At 36.0% G+C, this 17,145-nt stretch carries 16 protein-coding genes and 2 pseudogenes; 16 read left to right on the top strand and 2 right to left on the bottom strand.

Features of this window, described 5'->3' with window-relative positions; genetic code table 11:
- Positions 1-43: 43 nt before the first annotated feature.
- The 4 genes from LCF57_RS05620 to LCF57_RS05605 all read left to right on the top strand — a co-directional run bounded on the left by LCF57_RS05620 (position 44) and on the right by LCF57_RS05605 (position 1,972).
- A complete protein-coding gene (locus tag LCF57_RS05620) occupies positions 44-1,099 on the top strand; it encodes a hypothetical protein (RefSeq protein WP_225999819.1) in 1,056 nt (351 codons plus the stop codon).
- A 343-nt stretch (positions 1,100-1,442) separates the two neighbouring features.
- The gene (locus LCF57_RS28105; protein WP_373459287.1) at positions 1,443-1,499 is read left to right on the top strand and encodes a hypothetical protein; all 57 of its coding nucleotides are present in this window, start codon (positions 1,443-1,445) and stop codon (positions 1,497-1,499) included.
- Between the two features lie 55 nt (positions 1,500-1,554).
- Positions 1,555-1,707 carry a hypothetical protein gene (locus LCF57_RS05610; protein WP_225999818.1) on the top strand — a complete coding sequence of 51 codons (153 nt, stop codon included), beginning with the start codon at positions 1,555-1,557 and terminating at the stop codon, positions 1,705-1,707.
- Positions 1,708-1,792: 85 nt separating this feature from the next.
- The gene (locus tag LCF57_RS05605) at positions 1,793-1,972 is read left to right on the top strand and encodes a hypothetical protein (RefSeq protein WP_225999817.1); all 180 of its coding nucleotides are present in this window, start codon (positions 1,793-1,795) and stop codon (positions 1,970-1,972) included.
- Positions 1,973-2,099: 127 nt separating this feature from the next.
- Here the strand turns inward: LCF57_RS05605 and LCF57_RS05600 are convergent, their stop codons facing one another.
- Positions 2,100-2,444 (bottom strand): helix-turn-helix domain-containing protein, encoded by a 345-nt coding sequence (locus LCF57_RS05600; RefSeq protein ID WP_225999816.1) that lies wholly within the window; start codon positions 2,442-2,444, stop codon positions 2,100-2,102.
- A 135-nt stretch (positions 2,445-2,579) separates the two neighbouring features.
- On the opposite strand from LCF57_RS05600, the gene LCF57_RS05595 reads away from it, so the two are divergent.
- The 7 genes from LCF57_RS05595 (at position 2,580) to LCF57_RS05565 (ending at position 11,304) form a co-directional block, all read left to right on the top strand.
- Positions 2,580-3,590, top strand: a complete 1,011-nt coding sequence (locus LCF57_RS05595) for a DGQHR domain-containing protein (RefSeq protein ID WP_225999815.1) — start codon at positions 2,580-2,582, stop codon at positions 3,588-3,590.
- 25 nt (positions 3,591-3,615) lie between these two features.
- Positions 3,616-5,418 carry a TniQ family protein gene (locus LCF57_RS05590; RefSeq protein WP_225999814.1) on the top strand — a complete coding sequence of 601 codons (1,803 nt, stop codon included), beginning with the start codon at positions 3,616-3,618 and terminating at the stop codon, positions 5,416-5,418.
- A 235-nt stretch (positions 5,419-5,653) separates the two neighbouring features.
- Positions 5,654-6,289 (top strand): TnsA endonuclease N-terminal domain-containing protein, encoded by a 636-nt coding sequence (locus LCF57_RS05585; RefSeq protein WP_225999813.1) that lies wholly within the window; start codon positions 5,654-5,656, stop codon positions 6,287-6,289.
- Between the two features lie 13 nt (positions 6,290-6,302).
- Complete coding sequence (locus LCF57_RS05580; RefSeq protein ID WP_225999812.1) at positions 6,303-8,384, top strand: hypothetical protein; 2,082 nt, start codon at positions 6,303-6,305, stop codon at positions 8,382-8,384.
- 3 nt (positions 8,385-8,387) lie between these two features.
- Positions 8,388-9,410: a TniB family NTP-binding protein gene (locus LCF57_RS05575; RefSeq protein ID WP_225999811.1), complete on the top strand. Its 1,023-nt coding sequence runs from the start codon at positions 8,388-8,390 to the stop codon at positions 9,408-9,410.
- Between the two features lie 43 nt (positions 9,411-9,453).
- A complete protein-coding gene (locus tag LCF57_RS05570) occupies positions 9,454-10,416 on the top strand; it encodes a TniQ family protein (protein WP_225999810.1) in 963 nt (320 codons plus the stop codon).
- A gap of 42 nt (positions 10,417-10,458) precedes the next feature.
- Positions 10,459-11,304: a tyrosine-type recombinase/integrase gene (locus tag LCF57_RS05565; RefSeq protein ID WP_225999809.1), complete on the top strand. Its 846-nt coding sequence runs from the start codon at positions 10,459-10,461 to the stop codon at positions 11,302-11,304.
- Between the two features lie 81 nt (positions 11,305-11,385).
- On the opposite strand, the pseudogene LCF57_RS05560 reads toward LCF57_RS05565, so the two are convergent.
- Positions 11,386-12,393 (bottom strand): annotated as a pseudogene (locus LCF57_RS05560) (transposase).
- A 136-nt stretch (positions 12,394-12,529) separates the two neighbouring features.
- Here LCF57_RS05560 and LCF57_RS05555 point away from each other — a divergent pair.
- The 5 genes and pseudogenes from LCF57_RS05555 to LCF57_RS05535 all read left to right on the top strand — a co-directional run bounded on the left by LCF57_RS05555 (position 12,530) and on the right by LCF57_RS05535 (position 17,103).
- A pseudogene (locus LCF57_RS05555) lies at positions 12,530-12,796 on the top strand (TraB/GumN family protein).
- Between the two features lie 275 nt (positions 12,797-13,071).
- Positions 13,072-13,311, top strand: a complete 240-nt coding sequence (locus tag LCF57_RS27830) for a TraB/GumN family protein (protein ID WP_225999808.1) — start codon at positions 13,072-13,074, stop codon at positions 13,309-13,311.
- Positions 13,312-13,476: 165 nt separating this feature from the next.
- Complete coding sequence (locus tag LCF57_RS05545) at positions 13,477-15,000, top strand: AAA family ATPase (RefSeq protein ID WP_225999807.1); 1,524 nt, start codon at positions 13,477-13,479, stop codon at positions 14,998-15,000.
- A gap of 12 nt (positions 15,001-15,012) precedes the next feature.
- Positions 15,013-15,855: an HNH endonuclease gene (locus LCF57_RS05540; protein ID WP_225999806.1), complete on the top strand. Its 843-nt coding sequence runs from the start codon at positions 15,013-15,015 to the stop codon at positions 15,853-15,855.
- Positions 15,856-16,962: 1,107 nt separating this feature from the next.
- A complete protein-coding gene (locus LCF57_RS05535) occupies positions 16,963-17,103 on the top strand; it encodes a helix-turn-helix domain-containing protein (RefSeq protein ID WP_225999805.1) in 141 nt (46 codons plus the stop codon).
- The last annotated feature ends 42 nt before the right edge of the window (positions 17,104-17,145 follow it).

Below are 17,145 nucleotides of genomic sequence, written 5' to 3'. Positions count from 1 at the left end.
TTGTATGTAATAATAAGAATGACTGGATGTCGGAGGTGAATTAATGATTATTTTAAATTTCTATGGAAATATTGAACCGACTATCATATCGAAAAAATTAGGTGTTGGAATATCAAATCCACCTAGTGATTGGGTAATTGTATTGCAGGACGAGATGCTAGAAGAGATGATAGTACTTGAACATAACTTAAAGGTATGGAGAAAAGAAGACTTTAAAGACATTCAGCTTAGCAACTATGATCTTACTCAGTTAGTCAAAAAAGCGAAATGGAATATTCCTTTAGAAGACTATAGCTCTGATTTAGAAGTAATAGCGAGAAATCTTGTCGTTATTGATGTATTGGATTTTAAAAATTCATATTTACAATTAAAAAATGACACAATGGATAGTCCTACATGTGAAGTTTCATTTCCACGAAAATTCATAAATTTTTGCAATAAGATTCAATATTCAAGTAAGGGGAAGGACGTATTAAACAACAGGATACCATTTTCAACTTTTTCTTCAGATGAATTTAACGAGAAGCCTCGCATTCTGAATTTTTTTCGTGCAATGTTAAACTCACAGTTGGATTTCGAAAACTATAATAATGAGTGTTTATCTTCATTAGTAAAGGTAGGTGCATTAATAGATGATTTTTTGCAGAAGGAAGAGGAATTTTGGATTTTTGATTACATAATAAATTCAATGTATCATGATCGTGAGTATAATGCTTACCATGTTTTTAAAGTAATGTCACTAATAGAGATGTTAATAATAAATCCTTCAGGGAATGGAAGAACTGTTGGAGAGTTAGAAAGGAAGCTTCCCCTATTTCTTAAAGAACCACGAATAGTAGCAGCTAAGAAAGCCACGTTCGCACAAATAATGAGACAACTCAGAAATAAAATAGCTCATGGAGATTATAGAGCGATACAACTATTATTAAAACGTTATAGAGAAGAATTTATGATTAATTACCAATACGATGAATTCGAGTATAGCATAGAAAATTGGACATACTTAAACATTTGCTGTCGATTAGATGAAGTATTAAATGAAATTGTATGGGAACTTATAACGAATAAGGAACGGTTGAGACTGCTTCAATATGAATAAATACATTGGGACTATAGGAAGTACTATTCGGAAAAACAGTAGGGAAGATACCGGCTACAGAGAGACGGGAGATTTGAAATCATTTGTTTTGTAATTTTGAAGTACAAACTTTAATGTAATTAGAGTTTTGAGGATGTTTTCTTGGACACCAACTTTAATCTAACTAATAAAGTGGGCTGAAAACCAGAAAAGACTTGATTTACCTCAGTTTCTAAGGAACCAACTATAATGTCACTGAATAATTGCGTGACCCGAATACTGGTGACATAATGAATGGGAACCTGGCCAACCTAGGAAAGATATTGTTGACTTTGGTCATAAATCAGGTTATTCATACAAAGATATGTTTGAAAAATACAAAAATGGAGAAATAACTCTCGAAGAATTAAAAGAATTCTAATTCGATCCTGATAACTACAGGTTAGAAAACCCTTCAGCTAATAGAAGCCATAAGTATGAGTAATGAAAGTAAAGAGAATCGCATAACTTCAAAGGAAATCGGCGGGAAAGGAGATGTTTTTTTGAAAATTGTCAATCTTTTTGATGCTGTACGAGATGGGAGTTATAATGAATTTCTTGAACATATGATGGGGAGGTTAACCAAATAAATGCTACATTGGGTTTGAATTTATTAAATTTAGCATTAGTTAATGAAAAAAGTGAGTTATAGTGTTATGACTTTGGAGGGTATCTATGAAATTTGAAATTACAGACGAAATGTTAAGAAAAATCGAGGAATGGGATTCTTGTATACCAATTGATGTAACTGGAGCAAAGTATGCATATACATTTATTCCAACTGGGATTGGGCTTGTAGTTAATGTAAGATGTGATGTATGTAATAGAGTATTAGGTCTCTCAGACGACTTTTAAGTAATTCGGAAAATCTAATCACTTAGTGCATCTCCCAGAAAACACTTTAAAGATCCTTCGGGGATTTTAGAGGAACTCTAGAAGGTGCACTTTTTCTATTTCGGCTTTGCCTATTTTTTTATGTTATCTACATTTCTTTTAAAGCGAGTGCTTCTTTGATTAATCGATGTACAACTTGTAATTCCTGGTTCGATAAAGACAATAATGTTGAATCAATTTTATCTAAAGTCTCCGATTTTAATTTCTCATTAGAATGATTTTTATCATCTTCAAGAAGTTGTACAGGCCTTACATGAAGAGCCTTAGATATTTTTGCTAATGTTTCTAATGTAATGTTAATCTCCCCACGCTCAATTCTTCCCAGATAAGACTGGTCTATTTGAAGTTGTTCCCCTAGTTCTTCTTGTGTTAATTTCATTGCTTTTCGGTACAATCTGATCTTTTTCCCTACTTGGAGATATATATTTGCCATCCATGCCACCTCTCTTTAAGAGTAGGCAAGTTTGAGAAAGGAATGAAGAATATTCAACTACATAATACCAATTGAAAATAGGAGTTATATGTTCTAAAATTAGGGTGTGAAATTCACCAAGAGGAGAAATATCCAATGACATCTATGCCACACCATCATGTTATCGAAAATGTATTGCAGTACAAAATGCGTGGGAAGGTAGCTTACCTTGGTAATCTTTCGGCTACCTCTGCATTGCAAATAACCTATGTTAAACCATTTGATCATCCGTCAGGAAAAGGGTATCAAAGACCCGTGGATAGCAAACGTTGTAATGATTTTGCTCTGTATCTCTCTAAGGGAGAAGATGCGCTCTTCACACCCATTTTGTTGAATGCGGAATCGAAATGGGAGTTTAGCCCTTATGACAAATCAAGATCAACATTTGGCCGGTTACTATGTAAAGATCAGGCTTCATTAATGGATGGACAGCATCGTTTGGGGGGCATAAAGCGCTATACACAAGACACAAATTCTGAAATCAATGTACCTTTCTTAGCTTTTCACTATCTTGATGAAGATGAAGAAATTCACTTGTTCGACACGATTAATACCAAAGCTAAAGGGATCGGAACATCACTGAGTAAGTATCTACACAGAAATTCGGATGATAATAGTTGGGTTGCAACAGAACTCATAACAAGAGGAGATAGTCCGTTTCATTTCATTGGAACACTTACTGGAAAAAGAGTCTCAGGGAGGCACGTTACACTTCAAAATCTATATAAAGTCGTTGAGTTGCTTACGAAGTCTGAACATATCTCCATTTTGAATAAAGAAAAGAAACTGACGCTAAGCTTAGTTTATTTTAATGCCATAAAAGAGCAGTTTAATTCCGAATGGCTCAATTACAAAGAATATCGCTTAACTCATATTGTGTGTCTTAATGCTCTCGCTATAGTAGGAGCAGAAATTTTTTCAGCTGGAGCAGCAAATCAACAAGGGAAATTAGATTATAACTTTATTGATAAGTGTGTGAAGAGAATGAAAGGAATGGAATGGTCGGTAGATGGTCCTCTGAAATACCTCAAAGGAATCAGTGGATCGAAAGTTTTGGCGAGTGACCTATCGACAGAAGTTCTACCTATGCTTGGATTGAAGAGTTGATTAGTGATGCTTGGGAGGAGAGAGGATGTTTCTCATCCGGTTAAAGCCTTATCCAGGAGAATCTTTGTTAAGTTTCTTGAATCGTTATGCATCTATTAATGGCATTAGTTTATTAGGATTTTGGGGTTATGTTAAAAACAAAAGATTTGGTACACCCCAATTCAACGACTTATATTTGATAGAAAATACTCCAACTTCTACTTTGGATGTAAAACTGCTTTCTGAATTGACCAATTTATCTATCCAAACTTTATTATCGATGACCCATTATTATGCTCAATCGAAATTTTCACATAGTAAAAAGATTGTTTATTCTAGGTTTATGAGAGGTTTAGTTAGAGATGTACTATACTTTTGTCCGCAATGCTTGGCGACTAAGAACTATATTCGATTAAAATGGAAAATTGTTGGTGTTGATATCTGCTTGGAGCATCTTACGTTTTTATCGACATGTTGTTTAAACTGTAGCTATCCAATTCCATTAAAAGAACTAGAGCACACAAATTGTTGTACAAAATGTAATGCATCTTTGGATGTGGGAATCGGAATGAAGGTAACTGATTTGGAGGAGCTAGTTCATCAACAACAATGGTTGAGTAATCAATGGGACGTACTTTTCAGTAATGGTGAGGAATATTGTTCTCCTGTGAAGGTAGCACAAAAGTTAATTTTTGTGCTAAACGAAAGAAATTCAACCATTGATATGCAAACATTGACTGTGTTCTGTGATCGTAACGGAATAAATCTACAATATTTGTTACAGTTCGCTCGTAATACGCTCAAACAGAAAAGAAGTGTGCATCTACAATATTTATTAAAAATTTTGTATTTGTGCAAAGTGGATCTACCAACGTTTTTTCTAATCAAACCAACATCAGGTTTTGTTGAGCAACTATCATCAGGCGACCCACAAGAAACAAAAGCTAAATGTCTTGCGCCTTGGTGTAGGAGTTATAAAAAGGCTGGAAGTTTGAAAAAAAGAGGTACTAAATTCAAACATCTGAAGAATGGGGAAATACGAAAAAACTATCTTTTTTGTATGGAGTGTGGTTGTAATTATTATTTTGATGAGACTGGTAAACAAGTTGAAACGGAAGAATTTATAAGAAGCTTTCCATATATTAAAGATTGTATTTCAGCCAATGATCTAGTCCTCCAACTGAAGTTGCCTTTGACAAAATGTAAAAGAATAATTGCATACTTCAGGACAAGGTTGGATTTTTTAGATGGCCATGTTGATCCACGATTGTTAAATCGTGTTCAGGTTGCCTTAGAGAGTAATACTGGATTTAATCAAATTAAAGCTTCGAGGTGCTGGGGATCTCTGGATGAATTTCTGATGTACAGATACCATATTGACGTACTAAGGACGAGAATATCTTCCCAAAGAAAGGCTAAACAGAGAATCGATTATGATTTGAAGTGGAGTAAATTAACAAATACAACAAAAAAATTATTGAAAATGGACGTTAATATTTCTCTGACCAATATATCTAGAATGATAGGGATGTCCTCTACAACTCTTTTAAACTGGGAAGCAGGTTATAACCACTACCTAGAACTAAAAATGCTGCAACAACAGAAGCGTTTAACAATCAAAATTAATAATCTTTATATCGGAATTGATGATTATGTGAGTCAATTTAAAGAGAAAAGGATGCTGGCAAAGGATATATATAGATACTTGGGAATCAAGCAATCATATCTTTTATCTATAGCACCTGAAGTAACCAAATACATCACGGAACAAAAGAATGCTTATAATCGAAATTTTATGAAAAAAAAGTATCTAATGAAGCAAGAAAACCGATTTAAAAAAACAAACTAGAGCAAGTAAAACAGCTTTGATTGGGTAAAATCCCTAATTAGGCTTTTTTTTTTGATTTGAACTCGAATATAAGAAATGAGATACCTTAGGTATGTGAATAACATAGCTCGTATATTTATGCTTCACATCTATATAATTATGACTTTTTTCACAGATTCAGAGCTAATAGAAAAGGTACTGTTTCTAAAAGTGGGCAATATCTCCAATGATAAATCATTGAAAGGATAATTTCTATATGACGTATAAGCCAGCTCGTGAGATAAAACCAAAACACTACGGATACCGTGGTAAAGAACCATTTTTTAAAAACGGTAGCATGGTTCACTGGGATAGTTTTTTGGAACGTAATTTTATACGATTGGCTGATTTCGATCCTAATGTTGAAGAATTGTATCATCAACCAGTCTGTATCCACTATATGACAGGTGGTAAACAGCTTAGATATTATCCAGATTTCAAAATGATTTTAAATAATAATCAGACTGTGATAGTCGAAGTAAAGCCAGAGGCGTTTTTGAATCATCCTAAAAACTTAATTAAATATGAAGTAGGCAAAAAATACTGTGAAGAAAGAGGATGGCTGTACCAGGTCTATACGGAAATAGAGATTAACCCATCTTATTTACAATGGAATCTTTCATTATTAAGGCATTTAGGGACTCAGGATTTTAATGATAAGTACTCAGATTATATTTTAGAACAGTTACAGAAGAAGACGGAAAGCGCTATGATCCACCTACGGAAGGACTGTCATCTAATTGATGAACAGGTGTTTTATTCAAACCTATACAACCTTATTTACTTACAGGAAATAAAGGTAGACTTGGTAAAGGAGAAATTGAACGACTATTCGATTCTACGAATGGTCTAGTGAGGTGATCCAGATGTTTAAGGCGCTGACTTACGGTCTCCGATTTCGAATTGGTGAAGTGGAGTACGAGATCTTAAAGAAAAGAGATCAGGACTTCGAAGTTTTAAACATACAATATGATCAAAAAGAATTGTTGTCTCTTTCTGAATTACTTACGGCATACAATGAAATAGATGCAAGTAAGAGGCTCTTTTTAGAACCGGACACGAGCATTGAAAATGCGATTGAGTTTGATTTACGAGACTATGCGCCCGAAGAGATTGACATTATGAATAAACGATATCAGGTAATAGAACCTTTTATCGTAGGAAAGCTAAAGGCATCAGAAGTAAGAAAATACTTGGAAGGCTACCCGGATAGTCTAAAACCTAATCAAAAACTATCAGTGGCTTCTTTTTATAGATGGGTTCATCTTTGGCTTAAACGGGAGTACAAGATAGACTTGATCCCTAAGAGGAGAGGACCAAATTCTCGAAGAATATCTGAAATTGAAATGACGGAAATTTCAAGAATTATCACTAAATATGGTAACCAATCAGAGACTACAGCCATTAAAGATCAGTATACGGTGTTAAAAAGTTATCTGAAAGATATTAATGATACAAGGGATGAACAAGAGAGGTTAAAAGTTCCATCAGAATCTACATTTCGAAGGATTCAAAAGGAGCAAGTCGATACGTATGACAGAGATAAGGAAATGTTGGGCACAGCTAACGCCAATCTAAAACATTTTGGGTCTAAAACACCGGAAAGAGCGACTCGTCCTCTTGAAGTTATGGAGCTTGATTGGACACCTGTGGACTGTCTCATAGTCGATTTTGATTTGGAGGAATCTTTTCGCCCGGTTTTCATGTATGGTATCGATCAAGCCACAAATGAGCCTATGGGATTTCACTTAATTATGAAAAAGGAGCCGAATGCAGCAGATTGGAAGCAGCTTCTTCTTCATTGCATTTTGCCTAAAACAAATATTAAAGAGTTATATCCTAAAGTTCAAAATGAATGGACCGCTTATGGTATTCCCCAAAATATATTGTTAGACAATGCGAGAGTTAACGATTCTAGTGAAGTAGAAGAGGTCTGTGGTGCCTTAGGAATCGGTCTTCGATATGCTGCAGCCAAACATGGGAACCAAAAAGGTAAAGTAGAACAAGCCTTAGGAAACATTAATCACAAGGCCTTTCAAGGCCTTGTGGGCTCTCTCTTTTCCAATGTTAGAGAGAAGGGGGAGTATAACGCTGAGTCCAAGGCTACTGTTAGTCTTAATAGCTTATATCACATTGCTCATATTGCCATAGTGGATATGGTAGCCAACAATTATAACAGGGGAGAAGCTATCCGAGGAGTTCCAGAAGAAATATGGAAACAAGGTCTTAGAGAAATGAAAGTACACCCCAAATTAGCTTACAAGAGGGAATACTTAGAACTCATATTCTCAACTAACAGTGTGACCCGAGTTATTGTTCCGAGAGGCATAGAACTAATGGGACATTTCTTTTTCAGTGAGGAACTTAATAATTTAAGAAGAAGATTAGAACAAGAGGGTAGAAGTCGGACTGTAACGGTGCGATTTGGTTCGGATATGAGAGTGGTTTACGTTCGTGACGATCTAAATAAGAAGTATGTTCAAGCTTATATAAAAGATGGTGGATTATTAAAGAATAATATTGACAAGTCATACCCCATACACGCTCAATTGCTTTTATTTCTGAGCGGAAAAGATAACAGTACATTTAATGAATTTGAGAACACACATCTGGGTTATGCTCGACGTGCTATCGAAGAGATACAAGCGGAAGATAAGCGAAGTTACAAAAGAGAAAAATCTAGAAAGCGTTCTGAGCGTGCGGCTATTGAGACAGTGGCAAGTGCGATTCATGGCGTTCCAAGTGAGCGAATATCCAGTATCTCCGATAATATCATTATCAATAATGTAAGTGATTATAAAGGTAAGAGTAATGTGACGGATGAAGAGCTTAATCCTTCAAAAGAGAAGGTAGTAATTGATAAACCAAAGCCAGGAGAGTTATTTGTTGCCGATATAGATTTGGATGAAATGGCTAGAAAATGGGAAACGAGTACAAAGGGGGGATAATCCATGTTCCAATCTTTAAACGGCATGAAGGCTGATTTCGACGAACTGAAAAGACGTAAAGAACATTTAAAGGCTCTGATTGTCCATCACCCCAAGTACTTAGAGCTTCTTGATGAGTTAGAGATGATGCTTCATTTATCGGAAGGATCTGTAAGTCCCGAAGGGCTATATATATATGGCCCAACTGGTGTGGGCAAAAGTACATTGACTCAAGAATTCAGGGACAGGTATCCGAGTAAGATTGTTGTAGAGGAAGATAGGGAATACACAAACATCCCGGTCTTGCATGTACGAGTTCCACCCAAAGCAACAAACCGCATGCTGGCGTCTAAAGTTCTTGAGGTTATGGGAGATCCTTTGCACCATAAAGGAACGGAAGTGGAGTTAACAAGCCGTATCCACAAATTTGTCAAGAATTTGGGTACTAAAATGATCATTCTTGATGAGTTTCAGCATTTAATTGATGCAGATACAGATCATGTTTTGGCGACGGCCTCAAATTGGGTGAAGACTTTTACTGAAGAAATAAATATAGCGGTTGTTCTTTGTGGTATGCCAGAATCCGTAAAAGTCTTTATTAAAAATCCGCAACTGGATCGAAGATACTGTAATAAGATCGAGATGGAGCCTTTTGCTTTTGGTACAGTTGAAGAGATATTAACCTTTCGCATATTTTTAAAGAAAATTGATAGTCAACTCCCTTTTCCTAACCCGGCTAATTTGGCCGATCCTCAATTAGCGAGTAAAATATTTTACATTTCAAGAGGGGTCCCATTTTACGTTATGAAGTTAATGGAAGAGGCTACGATGATTGCCGCAATGAATGGTGCAGATCAAATAGGTGAATGCGACCTATCGAGAGCTTTAATGAAGATTAAGCAGGTGGGTCGACCCTTTGTAATCAATCCATTTAGTTCGCCTGAATTTGATCTTGAAACAGTAATGAAGGCGGAAGAGGATGCGGAAAATAGATACAAAGTCAAGTTAATCGACTCAAAAAAGAGAACAAGAAAGAAATCAACGTGAACAAGATAGGAGATCTGTTCAACTTATGTGAATTGAGGCTGCCATGAGACTATTAAGTTTACCTTATCCATATCTGCATGAGACCATAAAAAGCTATTTGAGTAGAATTCTCAAGGAGAATAATTACCAGAATATAAGCATGATCAACTACGTTCTTAATTTAACTAAGAACATAGACGATTATACAATGAATGAGCAACAAGAAATATTTAAACAAACGTTATTCTTACCAATAGATCAGATAAGAAGAATGTTTTACAGCGAAGAAATTTTCAATATGGTCAAGAGAAACGAATTTCTAAAACAAATAGCCTTCTTAAATGAAAAAATAAAAATATGCCCCGAGTGCTTAGACGATAAAATGTACTATAGGAGCATTTGGAGATTTGTAGGATATACCACTTGTCATTTGCATCATTATCTTATGGTATCCGAGTGTGAGTGTGGGAGGAAAATTGAAAGCGTGAGTGTAGATTTGGGCATATGTAAATGCCGCAGAGATTTTAGGGATGCAAAAAGAATGTATATAAAGCAAAAAGAAGATAATCATAACTTGTATTTTCACTCCATCCTGATGAATTCTAAGAACGATGATACTGTGCTGTCAAGCTATCTGAATCCATTTTCGGTGGACGCAGTAATTGAGTTAATGTTTAAGTTGGCCAATTTATTAGATAAACGAAAAATAAAGAAACTCTCCAAATACCAAGGTTATGCAGAAGATATTAATCTGCTACATCGGCATTTGGAGGAGGTTTATGAAGTTTTAATCGATCCTTCTCAGAATATTTGTGCATTTTTTGAAAAACTAGACCAAGATGTTTTTTATGAAGAGCTTTTAGAACTGTATAGTGATCTAAATCGAGAACCGTTTATGAAAGTCAGCAGAGCAATGAAGAGTTATATCCAAAGAAGAAAAGCCCAAGGGAACTTTCATAACGCTCATTTCCAGGAGGAAATAGAGGACATTCTCTTAAACGCAATATCTCATAAAAAAAGAAATTGAATTTTAATGAACTGAAGAATATCTCTCTCTTGGGGGTATCATATGCAGATATCAAATGATACAGATCTTGTAAAAATCTCAAAAGTGATGGATGAAGTTTTGAAAGTTAGGACGAAGAGAAGCTTAATTCCAAAATCATATAGTACAAATCGCGCCTACGCTTCTGACCTAGCCGATTTTATGGATTGGTGCGATTTATATGGCTATCAGTCTTTACCAGCGACTGATCGGGAATTTTCTTTATACATTGTAAGCCTTATTCTAAACGGGTACAAAACCAGCACAATAAAAAGAAGGATAGTTGCAATTTGTCAGGCACATCTCTCATCAGGATTTCTCACTCCAAAAACTTCGTTGGTAAACTCCGTAATTATTGGACTGAATAAGACTTACGGCACGGATGAGAGTAGCAAAAAGTCTATTAATAAAAGAATGCTTAACAGGTTGATTGAAGTACTGCCACAGAATTTGAAAGGTGCTCGTGATAAAGCAATTTTACTATTGGGTTATGAAGGTTTATTTAATAGGAGCGAGTTAGTTTCAATCAACTTCGAGGATATTAAATTCGATCAAGATCACAATTTAATAGTGCATTTTGAGAAAACACGAAGTAATCAGAGGAATTATAAAGAAGGAACATTAACGCTTTATCCTAATGAGAAGAACTGCCCAGTCAGTGCTGTTAAGGAGTGGGTGGTGAAGTCTGAAATTAGGTCTGGAGCTTTGTTTAGGTCAATAAATAAACACGGACATCTAAGTGATAAAAGACTTTCTGATAAAGGCGTTGCTTTAATCGTGAAAGAATATGTAAAGCTAGCTGGTTTTAGCTATCACTCATACTCGAGTAGTAGTCTTCGTAACCGAGTCAAAACTCACAAAAAATCATAAAGTCACTCACTCAATAACATTGAAATGACTACTGGATTGTTAATACAAAACTGTACAGCAACTTGAGGGCACTTTTCTAGCTTATATGGGTGTGAGGTAACCTATTGTACCGTGAATGCGATGGTGGTTAAGCCAGTGGACATTTTCAGCGCAGTTCGACAGCAAGCTGCTCCTCCTTTAGAAAATGGGTCTGGTTAGCGAAAATTTTAAATGTGGCTTCTGCGACAGTGTTATCATAAGGGCAACCCTTTGCGCTGAGTGAATGGATGATACCAGATGTTTATAAAGCTTGGAAGATCCGCTGGTTATCGAACTCTCTTTGCATCGATCAGTATGAAACATCTGGATATGGTCAAGTCGGATAGATAGGCTTGCAATGGCCTTGTAAACGAGCGATACTGTCTTTCTAGGACCGCTTGCTGAAACCACGGTTAAAAAGGTCAACAAACGAACGTAATGCCATTTTCCAGTGACCCGTACGTACGTTAGATCGCTCACGACAACGGCGCAGGGCTTCTCAAGTTGGAATTTACGTTGTAAGTGGTTCTGGGCTGGAGACTCATTGGGATCGCTCTTAGAAGGTTTGTACTGAGCAATCGTGTAGTTGGAGACTAAGCCATACTTTTCATGATGCGACTCCATAATTGTTTCGACTGACATTGAGTATCTAGATAGTCTCATGCTCCAATCGTTTTTCGTTTTCATTTTCAGCCGATTCCGGTTTGTAGTAATAGGAACTACGTGGTAGTTCTAGGACTTTGCACATTGCTGGTACCGTGTATTTGTGCGCGTTATTGCGAATCACCTTTACTTTCGTTCCATGATCAGCGCGGCTTGCTTTAAAATATCTTTCTCCATTCTGAGTTGCTGGATTTCTTTGCGTAAAGCACGGAGTTCATTTTCCTCCGGTGTACGATTGGCCTTTTCTGTGAAAGAACCTGAGTTTTGACTCTGTGCAATCCAACGATCCAGTGCAGAAGCACTTAAGTCGTATTCACGAGCAATATCTGTCCTTAATTTTACTTTATTATACATATAAACTATTTGATTCTTGAATTCTGTTTTGAATGTGCGTCTTTGTTTCGGCATAGTAGATTCGCCCCTTCATCTTTATCTGCCCAAGCAAGTGTAGCCGATCCAAAAACTGGGACACAACAACGCGTACAGTTCTGTTGGTATCCAAAAGAGAAGCAACAGTAACCGTCCAGACGGGTGACGCGGCTTCATGTGGGAAGTTGAAAGCAATGGCAACACGGTGTACCTGGTAGGTTCGATGCATATCGCGGACGACAGCTTCTAACTGTTGCGCAAGGAGTTCGAAGAGGCTTTTGCCGAGACGGATTATCTTGGCGTAGAGATCGATATCAGCAAAGCAGCTGGCGAGGTGCAACAGAAGCTAGTTCTGAATCTAGGCACGTACCAGGACGGAACAACTCTGAAAGACCACATCTCTAGCGAAACGTATACCAAATTGGAAGAGATTTTGAAGTGAAATGGATTGAAGCCGAATGCACTGGATACATTCAAGCCTTGGGTGATAGAGGGCACGCTTGCAAGCCTGAAGTCGATGAAGACTTGCAATGAAGCGTCCGCAGGAGTGGATTTGCATTTCATCCAGAAGGTAATCGAACGCAAATTGCCAGTCATTGAGCTGGGATCCCTACGAGTCCCAACTAGGTAAGTTCAATGATTTTTCCAAAGAGATGCAAGAGAAAACCCCGATAGCCACGCTGGTCAACTTCGATGTGTTGGATGATAGCGTGAAATGTGGAAAGAGGCAATGACGAGCAGTTACTTAAGCTGACGAATAGCTTCTCCGATGATGAGAAATACAACCAAGCAATGTTGATCGACCAGAACATCGGCATGGCCGACAAAATCGACGGATATCTGAAAAACGGCAAAAACGAGGAGTATTTCATTGTGGTTGGCGCGGCGCACTATCTGGGTGAGATTGGAATCGTGAAGTTGCTGGAGGATAAGGGATATACAGTAGAACTGAAATAAGAAATTTGTGATATCGCAAATTGACTGGATATGCCATTATCAAGTAGAATATGTTTATAGTGGACGTACCGCAGAGAAAAGGTCGAGAAGAAATATCTCGGCCTTTTTATGGTTTTTCTTAAGGAAAGTTGTCCAAAAGCGTATGATTCATGAGGAGTGATTAATTTGTTAATTAAGGTTGTTAGCGATCTCATATCTAAAGATTCAAATCAATTATACTTATTAATAGATGGTTGGGATGATTGGTATACTTTCAGAACAATGTATAAGTTAGTATATATTGATGCGGAGCATACTGAGCACTATATTGGAAATGTGAAAATAGGTGAGATTGGATTAGAAGATGGAAGACCTAGCATTCCATCTGAATTTCATAAACTAGATGAGAAGTTTTTCTCATTAGGTCAAGATGAGTCTTATTATGAAGCACTGAAGAAATTGGGCGATAAAATTAGAACTAACGTGTTGAATGCACTAAATGATATAGCCTTTAACAAGGAGTATTATGATAAAGCTATTAACGAGACTGTAACAAGGGAATCTTTAATGCGGAGTGTAGCAAATTTGTCTATCACAGGACAGTACAGAAGGCTTGCTCACGGAGGTGCGAAACTTACAAATTACAGATTTACATATAGAGTGAATCAAGAAGAACCAGTAAACTTAACTTTTAAAGTTAGGCCTGAGTCTAACCCTCCAACAAATATACATGCTCTAATTGGAAGAAATGGTGTGGGGAAAACTCATTTAATTAATAATATGATCAAAACAATTTTATCGAATCATGAAGGGTATATAAGTAATGGAGATATTATTGATGAATACTCTGATGTCGTTGAAAATTATAGTGAGGTTTTTGCGAATCTTGTACATGTTAGTTTCAGTGCATTTGATACTACTGAGATTCTTGGTTCTAATGAAGAAAATAGGCAGGATGAAACAAATTCGCTTAACAAAGTTAAGTTCTCCTATGTAGGACTAAGAAAATATTCTAAAAAAGACAAAAGAATCATTACCAAAACTAGTGATGAGCTTGCACAAGAATTTGCGAAAAGCGCATATTCTTGTAACAAACTATCAAAATATCGTTGGATTAGAGCGATTGAGATGTTAGAAACGGACCCTCTCTTTCAGGCATACAATTTTACTGAACTTCAAGATTTGGAAGAAAGAGAATTCCGACTTGAAGCATCAAGGCTATTTAATCAGTTGAGCTCCGGACATAAGATTGTGTTACTTACCACAACAAAATTGGTTGAATTGGTCGAGGAAAAATCACTGGTTTTGATTGACGAACCTGAAGGGCACCTTCATCCTCCTTTGTTAGCGGCATTTACAAGGGCATTATCCGATTTGTTAATTGCTAGAAATGGAGTTAGTATTATAGCGACGCATTCGCCAGTTATTCTTCAAGAGGTTCCAAAAAGTTGTGTATGGATATTAAGAAGTAGTATAACTAGGATTTTGAAAGCTGAGCGCCCGATTATCGAAACCTTTGGTGAAAATATTGGATCTCTCACAAGAGAGGTCTTTAAACTGGAAGTTGAGAATTCTGGATTCCATAGAATGTTACAAGAAACGGTTGATAAATCTAGTGACTATGAAGAGGTTTTGGAGTATTTTAGCGGGAAATTAGGAAGTGAGGCCAAAGCGATTGTGAGATCACTATTAGCTACAAAAGAAGAATAGAGGAGAACTAAATTGAATAAATTAGAAAAACCAGAATTTGGTGTTGTAGATGTATTCAATGCATGTATTGACTCAGTTCAAGATAATTCACTAAAAAAATTATTATCCGACTGTTCCCAGGAGGTAATTAATGACGAATCTCTTTATGAAGAATTAGCATCTACGACTTCTTTATATACATTTCCTAAAAAAGACACCGTAAATAATGCTGTAAATAAAAGCGATATGATAAAAATATATGATTACAGAATGGTCGGAGGTACGGGACGGTCTTATTATGATACTATCTTTCAAGCCCCAAAACAGGGGATTTGTCCATCATGTGGCGAAAGAGAAGTCGAGACATTAGATCATGTATTACCAAAGAAAAATTATCCTACTTTAGTAGTTACGCCAATTAATTTAGTGCCATCGTGTAACAAGTGCAATAAAAAGAAGAGTGCAAAAATTGCGCTCTCGAGCTACGATGAGCCAATACATCCTTATTATGATGATATACAGACGGAGAGATGGTTGTACTCTAGAATTAATAGAGACTCGGGGATTTTTGTAAATTACTACGTTGTTGAACCTGAAAATTGGGACGAAGTTATGATTAAACGAGTTAAGAATCATTTTGCATTTTTTGAACTGGGCAAGTTATTTAGTTTAAGGGCGGCCCTAGAACTGTCCGAAAAAAAGTATCGTTTATGTAAATTACATAAAGATGCTGGCCCAGAAACTGTAAAGAGGTATCTGGAGGATTTTGTAGAAGATTACTCTTCGTTTTATAATAATAATTGGAAGAAGTCTTTGTACGAATGTTTAGCAGCAGATGATTGGTTTTGTAATGAAGGAATTTACCTAATTGATTGAGGAACTTATCATATTCTAAAAATTTTGAAATGTAAATACGGCTTAATTAGAGGGCGACAGTTCATGTCGGCCTTTTGTTATTTTGGATATCAGAATTGAAAGATTATTTACAGTTAACTTAGTAGTTGTGATTTTAAAAAACTAAATTTTTCTTAATGCATTGATTTTTTTAAAGATAACTACTACCCGAAAGATTCACGGACAAGTATTCCGATATTATTTTGTGGAATCAGAAAAAAATCCTTCATCCCGGTTTCGATGCATTTAGTGCTACAGAGTGGTTTTACTGGTGGAAATGCATTATAGCATCATCTATTGCAGTTAGGGCGTTTGCAACATTTTTTAGAAAATAACGCTCTGTCATGGCAAAGCCCCGCCCAAAATGATTTTTCTAAATTCATATTTTTTAAGAAAGCAACTCTAAAACCATGATAATATTGTCCCTATTTTAAGTTGAAATTAAACATTGAAAAAGTTTGTCAATGGCAATTCTTTTTGATGTTTTTAGTGCTAATAAAGATAATATGAAGCCTATACAAGTGAATGTATACTTATACATTACAGTATTGAGGATATTCTCATTAATTATGATAATTGTGACTTGCATGAGTTGGATAACGATAATTTTCTCACTAATTATGAAAAACAGACTTGATCTATAAGGTATTTTTTTGGTGATATTCTCACTAATTATGACACCGCACAGTGAGTAACCATTATAGTTGAGACAAATGTAATTAATAAATGAGATTTTTTGCAATACATGTTTGAGACAGAGCGAGGACCTTGATTCGTCAGAAACACTGATGAATCAAGGTTTTTCTACTTTATATGATGATGAAATAATAAATAATGATGCTTCGAAAAGAGGATTTGCTAAATAGAAATTACTTCAATTATAATTAAGATAAAACGTTGGGTAACTAATTGTCCAGTGACATTAAAGTTGTGAAGTGGCTTTTATGACTTTTTCGCTATTGCAAATGTAACATTTACTCATGATTAAAGATTACCTACAAGAAAATATGGTACCTTAACTCAAACAGTCCCGATGAAAGGTTTCTACATCGGGACTGTTTGTATTTCTATAGATAAGTAGGTGGAACAATGAAGACTATAGGCGAAAAATTAAAGGGTATTCGGAAAATAAATAAGCTCAATCAAATTGAATTCTCACAGATTATTGGTATATCGCAAGGAACATTGAGTGAATTAGAAAAAGATAAATATAAGCCGTCATTAAGCTAACGGGAGGTTAGTTTAATAAATGATACACTAGGGCATAGAAAA

The sequence above is a fragment of the Paenibacillus sp. BJ-4 genome, assembly GCF_020404765.1.
Lineage (GTDB): Bacteria > Bacillota > Bacilli > Paenibacillales > Paenibacillaceae > Paenibacillus.
The sequence above is the reverse complement of the archived record's forward strand: the minus strand, read 5'-3'. Positions and strand labels throughout refer to the sequence as shown.

Bases quoted from the DNA above. Each gene is read 5' to 3' on its own strand.
- LCF57_RS05600 (WP_225999816.1), bottom strand. From the start codon at position 2,444: ATGGCAAATATATATCTCCAAGTAGGGAAAAAGATCAGATTGTACCGA.
- LCF57_RS05610 (WP_225999818.1), top strand. From the start codon at position 1,555: ATGAGTAATGAAAGTAAAGAGAATCGCATAACTTCAAAGGAAATCGGC.
- LCF57_RS05575 (WP_225999811.1), top strand. From the start codon at position 8,388: ATGTTCCAATCTTTAAACGGCATGAAGGCTGATTTCGACGAACTGAAA.
- LCF57_RS05605 (WP_225999817.1), top strand. From the start codon at position 1,793: ATGAAATTTGAAATTACAGACGAAATGTTAAGAAAAATCGAGGAATGG.
- LCF57_RS05565 (WP_225999809.1), top strand. From the start codon at position 10,459: ATGCAGATATCAAATGATACAGATCTTGTAAAAATCTCAAAAGTGATG.
- LCF57_RS05535 (WP_225999805.1), top strand. From the start codon at position 16,963: ATGAAGACTATAGGCGAAAAATTAAAGGGTATTCGGAAAATAAATAAG.
- LCF57_RS05595 (WP_225999815.1), top strand. From the start codon at position 2,580: ATGACATCTATGCCACACCATCATGTTATCGAAAATGTATTGCAGTAC.
- LCF57_RS05585 (WP_225999813.1), top strand. From the start codon at position 5,654: ATGACGTATAAGCCAGCTCGTGAGATAAAACCAAAACACTACGGATAC.
- LCF57_RS05620 (WP_225999819.1), top strand. From the start codon at position 44: ATGATTATTTTAAATTTCTATGGAAATATTGAACCGACTATCATATCG.
- LCF57_RS05590 (WP_225999814.1), top strand. From the start codon at position 3,616: ATGTTTCTCATCCGGTTAAAGCCTTATCCAGGAGAATCTTTGTTAAGT.
- LCF57_RS05570 (WP_225999810.1), top strand. From the start codon at position 9,454: ATGAGACTATTAAGTTTACCTTATCCATATCTGCATGAGACCATAAAA.
- LCF57_RS05580 (WP_225999812.1), top strand. From the start codon at position 6,303: ATGTTTAAGGCGCTGACTTACGGTCTCCGATTTCGAATTGGTGAAGTG.